The 18,099-nt window shown below is 50.1% G+C and carries 12 protein-coding genes and 1 riboswitch; of the genes, 8 read left to right on the forward strand and 4 right to left on the reverse strand.

Annotation, left to right across the window (positions count from 1 at the left end):
* Positions 1–49: 49 nt before the first annotated feature.
* Positions 50–174, reverse strand: a riboswitch (TPP riboswitch).
* A 198-nt stretch (positions 175–372) separates the two neighbouring features.
* Together HMPREF2981_RS09320 and HMPREF2981_RS09325 are read left to right on the forward strand one after the other, a co-directional pair.
* Positions 373–1,128 carry a DUF6318 family protein gene (locus HMPREF2981_RS09320; protein ID WP_070662587.1) on the forward strand — a complete coding sequence of 252 codons (756 nt, stop codon included), beginning with the start codon at positions 373–375 and terminating at the stop codon, positions 1,126–1,128.
* Between the two features lie 43 nt (positions 1,129–1,171).
* Positions 1,172–2,260 carry a hypothetical protein gene (locus HMPREF2981_RS09325; RefSeq protein ID WP_246825437.1) on the forward strand — a complete coding sequence of 363 codons (1,089 nt, stop codon included), beginning with the start codon at positions 1,172–1,174 and terminating at the stop codon, positions 2,258–2,260.
* Positions 2,261–2,372: 112 nt separating this feature from the next.
* On the opposite strand, the gene HMPREF2981_RS09330 is transcribed toward HMPREF2981_RS09325, so the two are convergent.
* The 3 genes from HMPREF2981_RS09330 to HMPREF2981_RS10715 form a co-directional block, all read right to left on the reverse strand.
* The gene (locus tag HMPREF2981_RS09330; RefSeq protein WP_070662590.1) at positions 2,373–4,106 is read right to left on the reverse strand and encodes an ABC transporter ATP-binding protein; all 1,734 of its coding nucleotides are present in this window, start codon (positions 4,104–4,106) and stop codon (positions 2,373–2,375) included.
* Positions 4,099–5,925, reverse strand: coding sequence for an ABC transporter transmembrane domain-containing protein (locus tag HMPREF2981_RS09335; protein WP_246825438.1), 1,827 nt, complete (start codon positions 5,923–5,925; stop codon positions 4,099–4,101). The genes HMPREF2981_RS09330 and HMPREF2981_RS09335 overlap by 8 nt, the downstream gene beginning before the upstream one ends.
* A 236-nt stretch (positions 5,926–6,161) precedes the next feature.
* Positions 6,162–6,572 carry an immunity 52 family protein gene (locus tag HMPREF2981_RS10715; protein WP_246825439.1) on the reverse strand — a complete coding sequence of 137 codons (411 nt, stop codon included), beginning with the start codon at positions 6,570–6,572 and terminating at the stop codon, positions 6,162–6,164.
* A gap of 539 nt (positions 6,573–7,111) precedes the next feature.
* On the opposite strand from HMPREF2981_RS10715, the gene HMPREF2981_RS09340 reads away from it, so the two are divergent.
* From HMPREF2981_RS09340 to HMPREF2981_RS09360, 5 genes are all read left to right on the forward strand, one after another.
* Positions 7,112–9,718 (forward strand): DEAD/DEAH box helicase, encoded by a 2,607-nt coding sequence (locus HMPREF2981_RS09340; RefSeq protein WP_070662595.1) that lies wholly within the window; start codon positions 7,112–7,114, stop codon positions 9,716–9,718.
* Between the two features lie 688 nt (positions 9,719–10,406).
* Positions 10,407–11,771 carry a hypothetical protein gene (locus HMPREF2981_RS09345; RefSeq protein ID WP_070662598.1) on the forward strand — a complete coding sequence of 455 codons (1,365 nt, stop codon included), beginning with the start codon at positions 10,407–10,409 and terminating at the stop codon, positions 11,769–11,771.
* 697 nt (positions 11,772–12,468) lie between these two features.
* Positions 12,469–13,809 (forward strand): hypothetical protein, encoded by a 1,341-nt coding sequence (locus tag HMPREF2981_RS09350; protein ID WP_246825440.1) that lies wholly within the window; start codon positions 12,469–12,471, stop codon positions 13,807–13,809.
* 155 nt (positions 13,810–13,964) lie between these two features.
* Positions 13,965–15,281 carry a hypothetical protein gene (locus tag HMPREF2981_RS09355; protein WP_048779770.1) on the forward strand — a complete coding sequence of 439 codons (1,317 nt, stop codon included), beginning with the start codon at positions 13,965–13,967 and terminating at the stop codon, positions 15,279–15,281.
* Positions 15,282–15,395: 114 nt separating this feature from the next.
* Positions 15,396–16,847 carry an alpha/beta fold hydrolase gene (locus HMPREF2981_RS09360; RefSeq protein WP_048779772.1) on the forward strand — a complete coding sequence of 484 codons (1,452 nt, stop codon included), beginning with the start codon at positions 15,396–15,398 and terminating at the stop codon, positions 16,845–16,847.
* A gap of 76 nt (positions 16,848–16,923) precedes the next feature.
* Here the strand turns inward: HMPREF2981_RS09360 and HMPREF2981_RS09365 are convergent, their stop codons facing one another.
* Positions 16,924–17,526 carry an NAD(P)-dependent oxidoreductase gene (locus tag HMPREF2981_RS09365; protein ID WP_048779774.1) on the reverse strand — a complete coding sequence of 201 codons (603 nt, stop codon included), beginning with the start codon at positions 17,524–17,526 and terminating at the stop codon, positions 16,924–16,926.
* Positions 17,527–17,684: 158 nt separating this feature from the next.
* Here HMPREF2981_RS09365 and HMPREF2981_RS09370 point away from each other — a divergent pair, with 158 nt between their 5' ends.
* Entirely contained in the window at positions 17,685–18,083 is a 399-nt protein-coding gene (locus HMPREF2981_RS09370) for a winged helix-turn-helix transcriptional regulator (protein ID WP_048779777.1), read from the forward strand.
* Positions 18,084–18,099: the final 16 nt, after the last annotated feature.

The following is an 18,099-nucleotide window of genomic DNA, read 5'->3' on the forward strand; positions in this document are numbered from 1 at the left end:
TATCTAGATAATGATGAATCGGATGTTTCAGAAAGAAGGTTAAGGCTGCTCTGCCACAGTTCGATATCCCTTCGCTAGTTCTAACTAGAGCAGGTTCAATGGGTATATCTCAGCTCCAGACAACAGCGCCGTGCTGTGTATCCGTTACAAAATGGAGCACCCCATATCGCGTTTTCACTGTAGCATATACCGTTGGGCTCAATAGGTTCACGGACTTTATATGTCATTGCCGTGCACATATCTCTAAGTTTTGGTAATTTTCAAACTCTTATAAAGTAATATTTCTTATTCTTGACATGTAACAGTACTGTTGAAAAGGGTCGCGCTCCCCTGCGGCCTGCTGTATATTCACCCAACCACGAAAGTTCACTGATGAGCATTCCTGCCCTTAGGCACAACAGCGTGCCTCAAAAAGTCCTCAACCGTCGTGCCCTGATAGCCTTCGCATCGGGGATCTGCGTTACTGAGTTCCTGACCGCTTGCGGAGAGCAAACACATGATACGGCACCTGCTCGTGCCGAAACATCCGACACCACAGACGGTAGCTCCAGCCCACATGGTACCGAATCTGCCTCACCTGAGGCCCAGGCGCATCCGACCTTCACTAAGGGTTATTCTGGTGGCTCTGAAGCGCCCAAAGGTGAGTACCGTCCCGCAGACGAAAAAGGACCCGCGCAGAACGTCCCCAAGCCCAAAAAGCCCGAAGATATTGGGATTGAGACACCGGAGGCGCTTTTTCACTTTATTCAGTATTGGAACGACCTGCGGAATTACGCTATACAGACTGGAGACGTACAACCATATGCTGACTATACGTCTGAAGGTTATAAAGAAGAGGAAGAGATTGCCAACTATATCTATAGGCTCTACCAAAAGGGAGGATGGGCAGTTGGTGGTACTAGAAAACTCACCTTTGACCCGTCCACTCTGATATCGCCAAGCGATCACGTTTACCTCATCATCGGAAATATTATCGCTAACGACGTCGTCTACTTAGATAACGAAGACTATAAGACCCATACCTATCCCTTGTCCGAACAAAATAAGAACACTATCGAATTCGGTATCGTTTTCAAATCAACTGGTCACTGGGCATTTGCTGGGATGGAAAAAGTTGAGCTCAAATAAGAAACGCGTTTTTTGCGCTATAACAGTAATTTTCTTCTGTACAGTGTCATACTCTTCTTCTGCTGCAAACGATTATTCAGGCAATATCCACGGAGGTAAACTCACGGTTAAGGGAACCTCGTCTTCCAGCAATTCACAACAGCCTAACGAACCTCATACGGTACCTCAACAAAGTAATGGATATCGAGATACTGACGCGAAGCAAGGTATCGCCGATACAGGCTCTAACGCTCCCGCAACCGTGAGTAGTGTAGGAAATACCTTCGATGTCTACAATGGCAATGCTTCAAAAGATGCGCCCTGTCTCTACCAAGGGAAACCCGGTAAAGTAGCCCGTGTTCCCCTACCCATTGACGATTCAGGCAACTATAAACAATACGGTGTCGTTCAGTCAGGAAACGGCGGTATAACGTGCGTTCCCAACGATCCTGCAGACCAAAACACACCTGAAAACGAACCTACTGCCGATAACGCCCAAGTTCGCACCCAAAAGATAGAGCACCAGGTTCGGGAGCAACTCGCCGAACTTACCACCACAAAACCCGCACTACATTTCGACGGGCATGAGCCCCACGTCAATACCGGGATCAACACAAACTTCTATGTGACCGGTGTTAAAACCGAAGCACGTGATACTACTATCCTCGATGAAGAAGTCACGATAGAAGCTGTTCCCGTTGCCTATACCTATGAGTACGGTGCCGGCGACCCTGTGTACACAACGCGGGATTCAGGAACCGCGCAAGGCTCTGTCTGGGACAAGAGCAAACGTAACTTTAAACCCACCGACACCAGCTATGCTTTCAAAGAATCCGGCAACTATCATGCTTACGTTACTGCCACCTATCAGGGTCGGTACCGTCTCAAAGGTGGAGATTGGAATATTGTTGGCTCGCTTACGGTTCGCAGTGATCCCACTCTAGTACGCGTGTGGGATACCGAGGTGCATTCTGTAGGTAAAACCTGCCACGAAGACCCTGGTGCTCGAGGATGCCCAGCACATCCGGATGAGCCCGATCGTAATAACCCGAATCCAAAGTTAACGCAGCCTGATCCGGTGACAGGGCAGCATTGGCATCGCGATGACTCGGGAGCAGGCGATACCGAATGGCGGCTCCATAAGAAAAAATAAATCCCAACTAACTCTATAACCTGTCCGAGCGTCGTACACTTTTCTTCTCTATCGTGCCGTTGTGCCCATCTACGAGAGGGGCAGAGAGTGTACGGCTTTTGACTATCATCTTCTAGGTCAGAGCGAAAATCTCAGCGGGCGTGCCCTCAGCAGTAATCATGCCTTCCTGAAGCAAAACGGCGCGGTCTGCCAGAGAGGCGATACGCGCATCGTGCGAAATAATCAACACAGCACGATTCGCGAGCACGGCCTGTAATGATTCGGTCGCGTTCACAAGCTCAAGCTGGGTGGTCGATTCATCAAGAATCACCGCGTGAGGGTTTGCCGCGACGATGCGCGCTAAAGCAAGCTGCTGAATCTGGTCACGGGTGAGTTCGTGCTCTCCCGTACCGATGCGCGTCTTCAACCCTTGGGGAAGCTCACGCCACCAACGAGCGCTAACAGCATCCAGAGCTTCACCGATCTGTTTCTCGGTGGCTTCTGGTACTACAGCGGTGAAATTATCAATAACGGTACCAAAGAAAATATGCGCTTCTTGGGTACAAACCAGTAGTCGCGGCCTACCATCTTCGTACTTGTCGGTTGGAAATTCCCCATTGCCAACTGGTTTTCCCAGCACACGGATTGTACCGTCAAGCGCGCTCAAGGAACCACCAATGAGCCTTGCAAACGTGGTTTTTCCTGAGCCAGAACGCCCAACTAACGCTAAGCACTCCCCAGGCGCAATCTTTAGATTAATATCAGTCAGTACAAGCGCATCTGAAGAATAACCGTACGACACATGGGAGCATTCGATTACATGTGTGGTATTCCCCAAAGTTTCATGATGTTGTGCTCTACGAATATCTTTGCGCCGAGCACGCTGCGCTTGCGCCAGATTAATAATCCCGAACACGCGCCCCATATTAACCAGCATTATGCGTATATTGCCCACGTGATGCCCCAAAATATCCGCCATAGTTCTCAGGCCGAAAACCATAATGGATGCAGTCGCCAAGGCACCCCAGGTTGCCCACCCTTGCATGACGCAGAAGGACCCCCAGAGCAAGCAGATAACGGTAGGGAACCACGCATTCAGAGCATCAAGCGTGTAATAATTCTGGCGTATACGCACCATCTTGAGTGTAGCCCGATAACGCCGATCGTTATCAGCCTCAAATGTTTCGTTGCGGGCATCATGCACCCCAAGTTCACGAATGGTGGATGCGCCCCGGACGTTCTCGGTCAGCACGCTATTAAGCTCGCTCGTAATCTCCTGCACGCTCTGATTTTCACGGGCAAGACGCGGCAGAAAATATCCCATCAGCAAGCCCAAGCCGATAATCATAGGCAGGAAGATAACGCTCAGAGGTATGCTGAGTGCGGCAAGTGAAACCATAGAAACTACGAAATACAGAATCACAAAAAGAATTTCGAGCAGGTCAAAGCTGACGGCGTTCGAGGCTGAAGACAGGTCATCAGTTACTCGTGTGAGCAGGTCGCCGCTGCCGGATTCCTCGACGGTTCGCGCATCAAGATTTAGAGTTGCATCGATGGTATCTATACTTGCTTGGCGTGTTACGAGGGCGCCAAGACGGGCGGCGCTGTACATAGCCAAAAGCATCACGATGGCTTGAGCAACAGTAGCGGCAAGAATGATCAATACAGGTTTCCACGGAAATTGCGCATACTTACCAGCCACAACGTCGTCAACAGTTGCACCAATCTGCAGAGGCACTACCGCGCCCATGACGCTGCTCAACACATAAACCATAAAAGTGAAGAATGCACGCCCTCTATAACGCACAATATAAGAACCCATTTTCTGCACAACCACACGGGGCGGTTCGGTTGGTAACTTAGACATGATTTACCCTCTGGGTTTCGATATTGTTATCTCGCGCAATACGCCGAGATACTTCTGCAGTTGTCGAAATAATGTAAATAGTCTCAAAGCCCGCAAGCAGCCCAGGATAGAGCTCTGGTGCTGCAGGCGTGCCCACGCATTCCTCAAGTCTGTCGTAAATATATTTCTGGCTTGGCTCATCCACAGAATTAAGGGGCTCAGTCAAAATGAGTATTTGGGTGTCCTGAGCGAGCGCACGTGCGAGAGCTAAACGTTGGCGTTGTCCGCCCGACAGGTTAGCCCCTTCGCTAGTGATCAGCGCTTCAAAATATTCATCTGGATTTCGCCCACCCAAACGGTAAGCAATTTCGCTAGAGTCTGTTATCTGAAGGAGAGCTTCATCTTTCGCTTGCGCAGCCACAGTATCTTCGGGCGGTACGGTGCCCAGACGTAGGTGATTCCGCAAAGTTCCGGCGAAAATCATAGGGTTAGGCTCACTTAGTAGAATTCGCTGTTTATCCGGCAGTTTTTCGGCAGCGAGCGCACGCACATGTTCGACAAGCGATTCTGCATACTCTTGAGCAGTCAGCTGCCAATGTCGAGGATTGATGTATACAATGCGCGCGTTGCGTGCCTTTGCGGGATCCTGTGGGATATCGACGACCGGAATATCGTGTTCTTTCTCATGGTTCATATATGCTTCAAGTTCGGTATCTGTTCGCGGTTCTTTGAGCACACCTTGACGTACCCCGGCGTATCCTTCAAGCCGAGCAACTTTAGCCAGCCCCACCTTAGCGTAACGCCATTCGGTGAGAAAGTTTTGTGAAATCCAGACGGGTCCACCCATCATGGCGATAATAGAAGCAACCGTTACTAGGGAAGCAGCTGGAACATCAGGTACCCAGCGTCCGTTCTCAACGTGTCCCGTCAGCGCGAAACCAATACCAAGCAGGGTGACTGTTCCACTGAGGAATACGCGGATAAGGAACATCCAGCGATGAGTTTTCTCATATTCCATGAGAGCGTCGAAAACGTCATCTGCTCCCTGGTGATAGCGCTCGCGCATTTGCTGTTCAGCGCCCAGTCCTGTGATGGTGCGTAGTCCTGTTGCTATATCTGAGGCACGCGAAGAATTTTCACCATCTTTTGCGCGGTAGACGCCCACTTTACTTTCCATGAAGGTGGAGTATTTCGCCAGAACCCATATCACTAAGGCTGTTCCGGTAAGAGTCACCGCCGCAGTGAGCGGACTAATGAGCCACAACTGTATAGCGCCTAAAGTTGCGATAATCATGGCGTTGGTGAAGAGAGGGATTGAGAAAAATACTGCGCTGATACGGCGCACGTCTTTGCTCATAACGGTAACCATCTCACCCGCATTGTTCTTATGCGCTGCGCGGTTGAGCAGGGCGTTAATATAGGTGCGCCAGTCGCGGTCTAGCTCGGCGCCAAATTTCATGGATGCGCCCCACCCAAAGTATTCGTTGAGCGCGATAAACCCGATGGAGACGACAACGACCCAAAACAGCAGCCAGGCATCAGCCGTGTGTCCTGCGATTTGGTGATTGATAAAAGTGCCCACGACAACGGGAATGCCGATAGCGCCTATACCCGCAGTAGTTTCGCCAAGCATGGGGATAACCCAACGGTACCAGGGATATGTATACCCGGGGGCACTCACACGTAAAGATACCCGATTTTTCAGGTCATCGTCAGAAATACCTACCTTGGGAGTTTGTGAGGACTGTGTAGGATTTTTCTGCTGGTTCTGTGTCGTCTTTGTACTAGTGGGAGCTTCTTCTGTACTTCTTTGGTGATGCTGCTCATCCACATTCGCCATATGTGCCTCGCTTATACCCTCTATTTCATTAAATATTGAGGCTAACACATTTACCTTATATATGTGACATGTTGCATTGCAGATTTTATAGTTTTCTGTTGTACCGCTTATTTTCACGAGGGCCTACAGAAACTAGCTACGATAGTTTTGTAAACAATCTAGATGAAACATACTCAGCAGAGGATGTCACGCAGTAATTTTTTGGTGCGAAGATTCAAGATGCTGATTCAATACGTTCATGTGCCGCAGTAGAGTACACTCTCTACTCCACGGTTCGATAGTTCTTGCGCGAGCGCCACATTTTTCTCCGGGGTGACATCGTGAATATCCGATGAGGTTTCAAGAAGTATTCCCTGATGCAGGGGGTTTCCTAAGTCGCTGATTAGTTCGCATGCTGCTGGTTCGCTGAAATAGGTTTTCCACCCTAGAGATGGTGTATACGCTTCTCTCTTCGGTACAGCACGTAACCAGGCGGGTGTTGTCCATGTCGCTAAGTGCGGTGACCAACAACGAATAATTGTTTCAAGCAGTTGGTGACCGGATTCAAGAGTGGGTTCTCCCTGTGAAGATTCTGGCACTTCGGGGTCTCGCCAAAATTTGATCAGGACAAAGTTTTTAAAATTCTTATTGTCGGTTTGTATTCCCACGCATCCTTGGACAATTATTGGGAGCGGCCCCAGATATTCAAGGTTAAAGTAGTACCCAAATGAGGCGTCTGCATCTGGAGTTTTCGCGCCCTCTAGCTGGCCCAGTAGCAGATCGGTCAATCCAGGAATAGCGTTTTCAACATTAGCCCCTAACCGCTGAGGAGCTTAGCGCATGATACGCCAGTGTCCGCCCGGGTACAGTGACTCAAGCGAGGTCATAAAATGGTGAAGTTCTGACACACAATCATCAAGAGTATTTTTCCTTGCGGTCGCCCAGTATCCCGCTATTTGTGTGTCCTTTAAGGATATTCTCATGCTATATTGCGTACTCCTTATCAGAAGGGAAACTAACCGCACTTCGCTATACGCAAGTCTAACAGTCAGAGGGGTTTCTGCTAGCGTAAAAAATGACCATAACCTAAGTTTCCTGTGGCGTGTATATCTTGCGCAACGCAATAGTCACCCAATATTGTGCGCATCGCTGATTTTGACGGATTCTGCTAATTCTCTGCCTCTAGACTCGGTAAAATTGAAGCACCATGAGCATTCTTGAATACCTTTCCCCCAAACTCGCGGAGAATCCCGGCGGTTACAACCGGCGCGACTATACTGGCAATCCGCTCACCCCGGATGAAATCTATGAGGCGTTCACCGGGTGGATCTCCAGCCGAGGCATGACGCTTTACCCGGCTCAAGATGAAGCTGTCTTGGAAATTGCGGCGGGGCATAATGTGGTGCTGGCTACCCCCACCGGTTCTGGTAAATCTACAGTGGCGGTGGCGGCGCATTTTACCGGTTTGGCAACTGGGCAGCGTTCCTACTACACCGCACCCATTAAAGCGCTTGTTTCTGAGAAGTTCTTTGATCTTATCGAGATTTTTGGTGCCGAAAATGTCGGTATGATTACCGGGGATTCGGCTATTAACGCGGATGCCCCCATTATCTGTTGTACCGCCGAAATTCTAGCGAATATTACTCTGCGCGAGGGTAAGACTGCGGATGTCTGCCAAGTTATTATGGATGAGTTCCATTTCTACTCCGATCCGCAACGCGGCTGGGCATGGCAGCTGCCGCTTTTAGAGCTTCCGCAGGCGCAATTCTTGCTCATGAGCGCGACCCTAGGCGACACCACGCGCTTCCAGGAAGAGATGACGACGCTCACCGGCCGCGAAAGCGTGCTGGTTGCCAGTAGTGAACGTCCAATTCCGCTTCATTTCTACTACTCAACCGACCCCATTCAGGAGGCGGTTCAGGAGCTTGTGCAGACTAAGCAAGCCCCCGTCTACATTGTTCATTTTTCGCAGAAGGCCGCCCTGGAACAGGCAAACGCGCTGCTGCCGGTAGCTATTGCTTCAAAGGAGGAGAAAGAGCGGATCGCGCAGCTTATTGCGAAGTTCAGGTTTGGTCCGGGTTTCGGCAAGGCGCTGAATAAACTGGTGCGGGCTGGTATTGGTATTCACCATGCGGGAATGCTCCCTAAGTATCGTCGCCTTGTGGAGAGGCTTGCGCAGGCTGGGTTATTAAAGGTGATTTGCGGTACCGATACTTTGGGCGTAGGCATTAACGTTCCTATTCGCACTGTACTTATTACGGCCTTGTCAAAGTTTGATGGGTCGAAGAATCGCCGCCTGCGCGCACGTGAATTTCACCAAATCGCGGGACGTGCCGGTCGAGCTGGTTTTGATACCGCCGGTACCGTAGTGGTGCAGGCGCCCGAACACGATATAGAAAATGCGCGCCTATTGGCCAAAGCACAGGCGAAGTTCGGTGACGATGCAAAGAAGATTAATCAGTCACTGTCGTCTAAACGCAAGAAAGCGCCGGAAGGTTTTGTGGGTTGGTCAGAGAAGACCTTCGATCAGCTGGTCGCGGCAGAGCCTGAGCCGCTAACTTCTTCGTTTGATATTACCCACTCAATGCTTTTGAACCTGATGCAGCGCCCTCAGAACCCGGTGGTCGCAGCCTATCGCATTCTTCAGGTGAATCATGAGCCTCCACAGCGTCGCCGGGAACTTTTGCGTAAAGCCGTTAGTATCTATAAGGAACTACTGACCGGCGGGGTTATTGAGCGCACAGATACCCCGAATGAGCATGGCTCATACCTGCGGTTTACCGAGGATTTACAGGATAACTTTGCTTTAAATCAGCCACTTTCGGCATTCGCGGTGGCAGCTATTGAACTTTTGGATCCTGATTCTCCCAACTATGCTTTAGATGTTCTTTCGCTGATTGAGGCAACTTTGGAACCGCCTCACCTGGTGTTATATGCACAGGAGCGTAAGGTTAAGAACGAGCTTTCAGCGCAGCTGAAGGCAGACGGTGTGGAGTATAACGAGCGTATGTATGAGCTCGATCAGGTAGCCTACCCTCAGCCTCTCACTGAGTTAATCGAGCAGGCATACACTACGTATCAGCAGTCGGCCCCCTGGGTGGCACGCTTTGAGCCGCATCCAAAATCTGTGGTGCGTGATATGTACGAGCGCGCTATGGGCTTCAACGACTTTGTGCAGTATTATGCGTTAGAACGTGGCGAGGGCGTGCTGTTACGTTACCTTTCGGATGCGTATAAGGCGCTGCGGCAAACGGTACCTGAGTCGGCCGTCAACGATGATCTTGCGGAGATTATCGAGTGGCTGGGTGAACTAGTGCGCCAAACCGACTCATCGCTGGTGGATGAGTGGGAGAAACTTGCCGCTGGCGAAGATGCTGCATCCTTGGCAGCTGACCGTGCCGCCGCCGAGATTAAGGATGATACTCCCCCGGCCGTCACGAAGAATGTACGTGCGTTCCGGGTGATGGTGCGCAATGCTCTCTTCCGCCGTGTTGAGCTTTTCGCCGATGAGCGAGAGAACATACTTGGGGAACTAGATGAGGCCTCAGGATGGGATGCTGACGCTTGGGCGGATGCGATGGATGACTATTTTGATGCCTACGACGATATCTATACGGATGCTGAGGCTCGCTCCCCTAAGCTCGTTCAAATTGACGATGATGTGCGGGAACATCCTGGCGTATGGAAAGTACAGCAGACCTTTGCTGATCCTGAGGACAACTTCGACTGGGGTATTCGGGCGGAGGTAACTCTTGCTGCCTCCGATGATGCTGGTTACCCAGTTCTGAAGATCCTAAGTGTGGGTGAATTCTAAAATATGTGCGATCAGCTGCGTACTTTCAATGCATTGCTTAAACATTTCATAATCCAATAAAACGATTCCAGTGCTAATAGAGTTCGCATAGCCTTAAAATATCGAGAGTAGGATTGCCCCCCCCCCGCGTCTATAAAATTATCCTCTTCCACATCATTTTGCGCCGTCATACATTGCAAATAGCTTGCGTAGTTTGATGCACTTATAGTCCACATACCGCGTTTATCGAACACGCTCATTTTCCAAATATGAAGAATAGTTTCTTTACTTAGAAAAATATGTCACAAATCACAAATTTCCGCCAAAGTGCCTAAATTTCTAGAATATTTAGTATCTTACATCACAAAAACTTCTATAAATCTTAAATTTTTTGTGATCTGAAACAAATTTTATGGAAGTGCACTACCAAAATCTCTCTGCATTTCCGACCACTACAATCTTCAACCACGTAAACTATAGATACAGTTACGATTCAAAACACACAGATAACAAGAATCTAACCTTAATATCAGCATATATTCTGCCAAGTATATACTTATACCTGAAATATATTGTTGATTACAGATTAAGGTTCGCCTATGTAATTCTTTGCGTCTGTTGTGCTCAGTAACGCATCCCGGAATTTGCTCTGATAGGCAAACAGGGAAAGACAGTATCACTACATCTCAGACATTTAGGATTATCATACGTGGCAAGCTCAATTTCTAGACGTCGTATTATTCAGGGCACCACATGGGCAACCCCCATTGTTATCGCCAGCTCCGCCGTTCCTGTATACGCATCATCCCGCGAAAAATGCGTTCCCGACATTTCTGTCCCGGTTAACCAGAACCTCACTAATGATGGGTCATCTACCCTAGAAGCTTTCACCATTCCTGCTGGTGTTGAAACCGTTACTTTCCGCATTACTGGCGGTGTGGGCGGCTCTTACCGCGGTCTTGCAATGCATGGTTCCGGCGGCCGAGGCGCACTCATTACTGGGACTCTTGCGGTCAAGGAGAATGACGTTCTCAAGTTTGTTCTTGCTGGGGGCGGCGCCTATAACCGCGATAAGCCAACGGAACCAGGTAAGGGCTGGGCTAACGGCGGTTCACACGGACCATCCTACAAAACGACCGACGCACGCACCGTTAAATTCTTTGAAGGCCCCAACACTGCCGAGGAATACTACGGCCCTACGGGCGGTGGCGCATCTGCGGTATTCCTCAATGACAAACTCATTGCCGTCGCCGGTGGAGGTGGCGGAGCGGGAACTAGGTTCTACTCCTACACCGTATGGAACGATATGCAGTCCGGCCCCCAGCCCAAAGAGTTTCTCCCTCTCGTTCTTGAAACAACCGAAGCTGCCCAAGGCGGCAGCGGCGGCGCTGGAAACGGCGCAAATGGCAGCTCATTCTCTGAGATCTACAAGTTCTTCCCCGGTCCTAGCATAAGAGCAAACGGTGGTTTTGCGGGAGAGAATGGTAAGGGTGGTGCTGGCGCAGCAACAGGTGGTCTGCGCAATATGGATTCCAATGCTTCCATTGTTTTTGCAACTAACGATGAAAACGACGTATTTTATGAGGATGTAGCTGGCAAATCGGGTGAAGACGCTACCCTTGACAGAAATAGCCTCGGCAATAACGGCGGCACAGGCGGTGGCAGCGTAGTTGGTCGAGCCTTTGTCGATAACCGTCAGTTTACCCACAAATATCTGCACCAGGGCGCGCTTGTGCATTCCTCAACCGGTGGCGGGGGTTACGGCGGGGGCGGTTCTGGCTCCGTAACAACCGCAGGTGCTTATGCTTCTGATCAGCGCTGGGTTAAATACGACCGAGGCGGCTGGGCTCCTGTTGGTGCTGCCGCTGTGTCTGGCGGCGCGGGTGCGGGTGGTTCATACCTAACCCATGATGATGCTCTCCTTGAAGGGCAGATCCTACCGGATCTGGTCACCCGTCCGGCTACTGCTTTGAGCCGTATTAACGCCGTGGCAGAACTTTCTTGGTGCCGCCTCCCCAACAACGATGACCCCAAGAAAGAAAACTCGGATAATAAAGACAATAAAGGTGAGTAAGTAAAGACAACGCCGAATAGCATATGATGATGCTCAAGCGTTACGGTGCTCTCTAGAGATAAGGCTTTGCATGTGTAGAATTTTGACCATGCAAAGCCTTATCTCATATACCTCAAATAAGTAAAACTTTACATCAATACTATTTCGAATCTGACTTCATGTATGTGTATCGCAAGCCATAAATTTTATCAAAAATAACTTTACCAATAAATCATTTCTAGATGCTCCCTACATCAAAATATCTTCTCATGCATTTCATTATGCTCCCTCATTCACTACATGACACATTTTTAATATTTTTACTCAATATCATTCCGTAAGAGGTTGAGAGATTTGTAAATATCACATCATTATTGACGTAAAATAGTGAATTTTATAATATTCTCAACCTTGGGAATACATTTCACAGAGAAAATACTCTATAATCCTTAAATAATCCATGCGCTTCAAATAATCGCACTATATCCATCCTCGAAAGGCGCCACTACACAAAATAATTTAGGGCTTTCTCATCTCCGCAGAGCAGTTTCATATCAGAGTTTTTAACAGCTCTGACTGATAAATCTGCAGAGATACCAAGGATAATGACACCTATCGCCTACTAATGACATTGGTGATAATGCCATCATTCGATAGTGCGTCAAAACTAGCGCTAAGGTTTTCATATCACTCACACATCAAACACTGGAAGGATACAATGAAGCATTCCATATCTCGCCGCAACGTTGTGAAAGGTGCTGCGTGGGCTACTCCTATGGTCGTAGCAAGCGCTTCTGTACCAGCTTTCGCATCATCACTATGCACCCCAGGTATTACCCTGGATGTACCCACTAACACTACGACAAACGGTGATTCTGTAACCCATACCTTCACCGCTGGCAATATTGAAGTCATGACCTTCACCCTTTTGGGTGGAGCTGGTGGTACTTATCAAGGCAATGCCCGCGATGGCCACGGTGGTTCTGGTGCTCTTGTTACCGGAACCCTTGATCTTAACCCAACCGATGAGGTAACCTTCATCATTGCTGGCGGCGGAGGCCCATATAATAATAGCCCGTCTACACCGGGTAAAGGCTGGGCTGACGGTGGCTCTCATAGTGAAGCGATCATGGATGAAAATGAGTACACGAAGCGGTACAAGGAGCATTCTAGCAAGAGCCTAATAAACGAGCTATATGGTCCTACTGGCGGCGGTGCATCAGCAATCCTCTTGAATGGTACTCCTATTGCTATTGCTGGCGGCGGCGGCGGTGCAGGGGCTCGCCAGATTTCGCGTACTTCTTGGAATAAGGAGTTTTACGGTCCGCAGCCTGAAAGCTTTAAAGGTCTCAAATTCAATACAGGCGATATGGCAAGCGGCGGTTCTGGCGGACGTGTGGGTGAACGCGGCGGCAGCTACCAAGAAACCTACTTGTTCTTCCCAGGACCTGCCCTCAACATGAACGGTGGTCTTGGCGGCGGTAATGGGCAGGGCGGAGCAGGTGCACCTGCAGGTTCTTTGTCTGATCCGAAGAGCAACAGCGCTATTTCCTTTGAGGGTTCACAAGAGCGCTACTTATTCAGCCAAAACGTTGCCGGTAACGCAGGTGCCGATGCTACCCTCACAAAAAATCCCCAAGGAAATAATGGAGGTCAAGGCGGTGCAGGCGTGGTTGGTATCGGTATGGCTATTACCTGGTACCGCACAAGTGATCTGAACCAGTGTTCCATTCTCCACGGCTCAACCGGCGGCGGTGGATACGGCGGCGGCGGTAGCGCGTCAGTGACTACTGCTGCCGGTTATGGCGCGGATCAATCCTACGCCTCTGTCACAGGTTGGGTTGATGGGAACTACATCGAGGGGGGATACTGGTCACCAGTTGGCTCAGCGGCGTTCTCCGGCGCAGGTGGCGGTGGAGGGTCCTACGTCGATACCTCTCGCGTATATGACTCCAATATAACTATTGGTAGCAACATTGGTAAGCCCGGTATGCGTGTGAATGGCGCGGCAACCGCTGTTGTATGCCGTAATTTCACAGCAGATAAGAAGACCAAGTAAATAAAGTACGGTGCGAAATACTTGTACGTATTTCGCACCGTACTTCTTATCCCTCTAATGCGTGTAACTAGGGAGTTACCCTATACGTATGATTGCTCTATCTCCCCTACTGCACTTCGCAAATCTTTATATCAATTTCTCAAGGAGTTAAACCCATGAAAGCAAAATCCTCCCCCTTCTTATCTCGTCGAACTCTTGTACAGGGGTCGGCGTGGGCTGTCCCCCTCGTGACAGCAAGCGCTACCATTCCCGCTTACGCATCATCGGTGGAATGTGAATATGGCGGCTACGAACAGGCCTTTGCAAATACCTCAGCCGACGGTACGTCGCGTACATATACTGTAACGGTAGATAAGAAAACTAAGGCCTTCAAATTTTCTATTACCGGTGGCTCTGGAGGCTCGTACCAGGGGTCTGCCCAAGGTGGCATCGGGGGTGCGGGAGCCACAGTCTCTGGTGCTGTCAATGTCAACGAAGGTGACGTTATCACCTTCATTGTGGCCGGTGGAGGCGGCCCTTATGGTTCTACTGCTTCTACGCCGGGACGCGGTTGGGCAGACGGTGGTTCCCATGTTGGTGCATATATTGGCACTAATAGTCAGGTACAAAGGTTTCAGGAGCATCCAGGCGGATTGATGGAGTTCTATGCTCCTACGGGCGGAGGCGCATCTGCGGTTCTTCTCAACGGTACTGTTATCGCTATCGCTGGCGGTGGCGGTGCAGGAGGCGGTCGCCAGACGCTTTATACGGACTGGCGAGAAGATAGCCTTGGACCTCGCCCAGCAGATTTTAAATCCCTTTATTTCACTCCGGGTACCGTCGCTAATGGTGGTACGGGAGGCTCTGGTGACACGAACGGCGGTAGTTATGAAGAAATATACCACTATTTTCCAGGTCTCGGACTCAAAATGAATGGTGGACTTGGTGGCCGTGACGGGCGCGGAGGTGCTGGCGGCGCTGTTGGCGGTACCGTTAATACACGGAATATCACTTCGGTTTCCTATGAGAATAATGCCGAGCATTCCACAATAAACCAGTACCTTGCGGGTAGCATGGGAGATGATGCACGTCTAACGGGTAATGGTTCCAACGGTGGTACTGGGGGTTCCGGTGTCGTCGGTATCGGCATGGTGAACACGACGAATTCATCCGATGAAGAAGTTAACCAATGTTCTATTCTCCACGGCGCAACCGGTGGTGGGGGTTATGGAGGCGGTGGTTCAGGATCGGTAACTACATCGGGCGGCTACATCACCGATCAGAGCTGGACTCGTGAAACATATGGACCGTGGACTACCCGTACATGGTCTCCTGTGGGTGCCTCTGCTTTTTCGGGCGGCGGCGGCGCAGGCGGTTCATATGTAGATAGCTCGCAAGTCTATAACTCTAATATTTCTTCAGGCACGACCCCGGGTTCCCCAGGTCGTCGTGTTAATGGAACCGCTGAGTCTTCGCTGTGCAAGCTTTCCTAACACATTGAGTACGCACATGTAAGCGAATCTGACTTCTTGCACTACCATAAAACTATCGCGCTCTGCCTTAAGAGGTAGGGCGCGATAGACTATACACATGATGAGTTTATAGGTATGAAAGAAGGTTCACCGTTGACCATTTCTGCACTTCCTCAAGTTGAATACCGCCAAGGCACTGTCGTCAAACATGATGGATACGAAATTATCGACCATTGGTTTCAGGTTCCGCTCACTCACGGCCTGATTTTTTCCAAAGGGCGTGATGCCGCGCTATCTTCACATTTTGCAGATCAAAGCATCAAAATTTTTGCTCGTGAAGTCATCAATACAAGCGAGACTCTGACTCTTCCCGTCGAGAAGCGTCCCTATATCGTCTATCTACAGGGCGGTCCTGGGTTTGGTTCCCCTAAGACCGGTTCCATCGGTGGGTGGATAGCCGAGCTGGCTAAAACTCACCGCGTTATCCTGCTGGATCAGCGTGGTACCGGTATGTCTTCTCCCCTATCCGCACGCAACATTACAGCGGTGGGTGACCCCCAGATTCAGGCCGAATATGTTGAGCTTTTCCGAGCAGACTCTATCATCGCAGATGCGGAAGCTATACGCGAGGTCTTGCTCGCCAGCCGTAAGGACAAGCAGTGGTCAACCATCGGTCAGTCCTTCGGCGGATTCTTGACTCTGTCTTACCTGTCCTTCGCCCCACAATCACTGCGTGATTCGAGGATTACTGCGGGTTTGGCACCAATTCGCACCACAGTAGACAACGTGTACCAGCATACCTTCGATCGTATGGCTGAGCGCAACAAGGAATACTATGAGTGGTTTCCCGAGGATGCAGCTCTCGCTACTCGCATCGCAGAACATCTGCGCACCCACGAAGAGTACCTTCCCACGGGTGAGCGTCTGACCGATCACCGTTTTCAGATGGCTGGCCACTATTTAGGTGGGCGCTGGCGCGAGCGCGGTCTGCACTACTTCTTAGAAACTGCTTTCGCTGAAGGAGATGATCGCCTCTCAGATCAGTTCCTCTCATCCATGAGCAGCGAAGTTTCTTTCCTGGCAAATCCTCTCTATGCCCTTATGCATGAGACGATCTATGCAGATGGTCCCGCTGACGGTACCTTGCCGGGCATTGCGGGTTATGAGCTCTCACCTTCGCCTGCCCCCACTAATTGGGCAGCGGCACGGGTAGCGGCACAGCGCCCCGAGTTTTCGCCTGAAGCCGATACTCTCTTCTTCACGGGCGAGCACATTTTCCCGTGGTACTACGAAGAAGATCCTGCCCTGCGCCCTCTGGCAGATGTTGCGCAAATTCTTGCGGAGAAGAAAGATTGGGGTCGACTCTACGATCATGAGCAGTTGCATCGGAATGAGGTTCCGGTAGTTGCCGCAGCTTACAACCCAGATATTTATGTGGATTTTGAGAACTCAATGGAGACAGCCCGCTGGGTTGGTAATACTCAGGTATGGACCTCAAAAACTCATCATCATGATGGTTTTGGTTCCGATCCACTCACTATTTTGGGCCATTTGAAGAATATGCTAGCCGAGGTCCATAATCAGTAAATTCTTTATGAATACTAAAATCCGGTACAGCTTCTTACGAAGCTGTACCGGATTTTAGTATTTCCAACCCTATATTTTAGTGAGCAACGGTAAAGCGAACACCGGGATGTTTCGGGGTTTCCGCTTCGTCAAGCAGAGCAACAGCAAAATCCTCAGCACTAATCTCAGTACCAGCAGGAGTGTCAAGCGATACATTGTATTTTCCGGTGCGCTCACCGGGACGGATCAGAGGTGCGGGGGAAAGCAACGTCCAAGCTAGCCCGTCGGATGCTTGGTATTCTTCAAGGATCTGACAGAAAGCTTTGGCTTCATTTTTGTACGCCTCGGGGAACCCGGCGGTATCAACGAGACGCACACCATTTTCGTCCATGAGGGAACCAGCACCACCTACAATCAGTAGACGGCCAGCAGGCTTGGCTGCAATTAGCGCCTTATGGGCGTTGATAACCGGATCTGCAGAAGTACCGCGACCGGCAGAAACAGCAATAATGGTAACGTCGTGACCGTTAACGATTGAGACAAGTTCGTCGGTGTTAGCTAGATCAACAGTTTTGCTTTCTGCACCGGGTACCGCGTTACCAGAACGGCTGTATGCATCGACCTGATGCCCGCGCGCAACTGCCTCTGCCACAGTGCGCTCCCCGACCATACCGGTTGCCCCAATAACCGCGATGTTCATCTGTATATCCTTTCCTGTTTCCAAGCACACCAATAGCTCGGATTTTTGTCTTGTACTCCCCCAGCTTGCCGGGCTTCCGAGACAATAGTATCCTTTAGTAACCAGATACCTCAAGGTAATTATAGAAACTTTCTCAATTTTTGGACTGGAAAGTAGTTATGGCTGAAACTCTGACATCACATAATGGAGCCCCCGCCAATATTCTGGCTAGCGCGTGTCCTTCACGTACTGTATTGCGACATCTTACGGACCGCTGGACTCCTATGATTGTTGCTGTTCTTGCCGATCAGCCAAGTGCTCGTTTTGGGGAGATTAAGGATCATATCGAAGGGTTATCCCCCAAAGTTCTTACCCAGACTTTGCGCTCCATGGAGCGCGATGGCCTGCTCACCCGCGCGGTCACGGCTTCTATGCCACCACGTGTAGATTATTCATTAACTCCGCTTGGTAATACACTCATTGCCCCGATGAATGCTTTACGCCAGTGGGCAGAAACTAATATGGATGCAGTTCTCGCCGCCCGCGAACGTTACGATCGGAACGTTGTTGCCTCATAGTTTTCCCTAGGCAGGA

The sequence above is a fragment of the Rothia sp. HMSC069C01 genome, assembly GCF_001814655.1.
GTDB lineage: Bacteria > Actinomycetota > Actinomycetes > Actinomycetales > Micrococcaceae > Rothia > Rothia dentocariosa.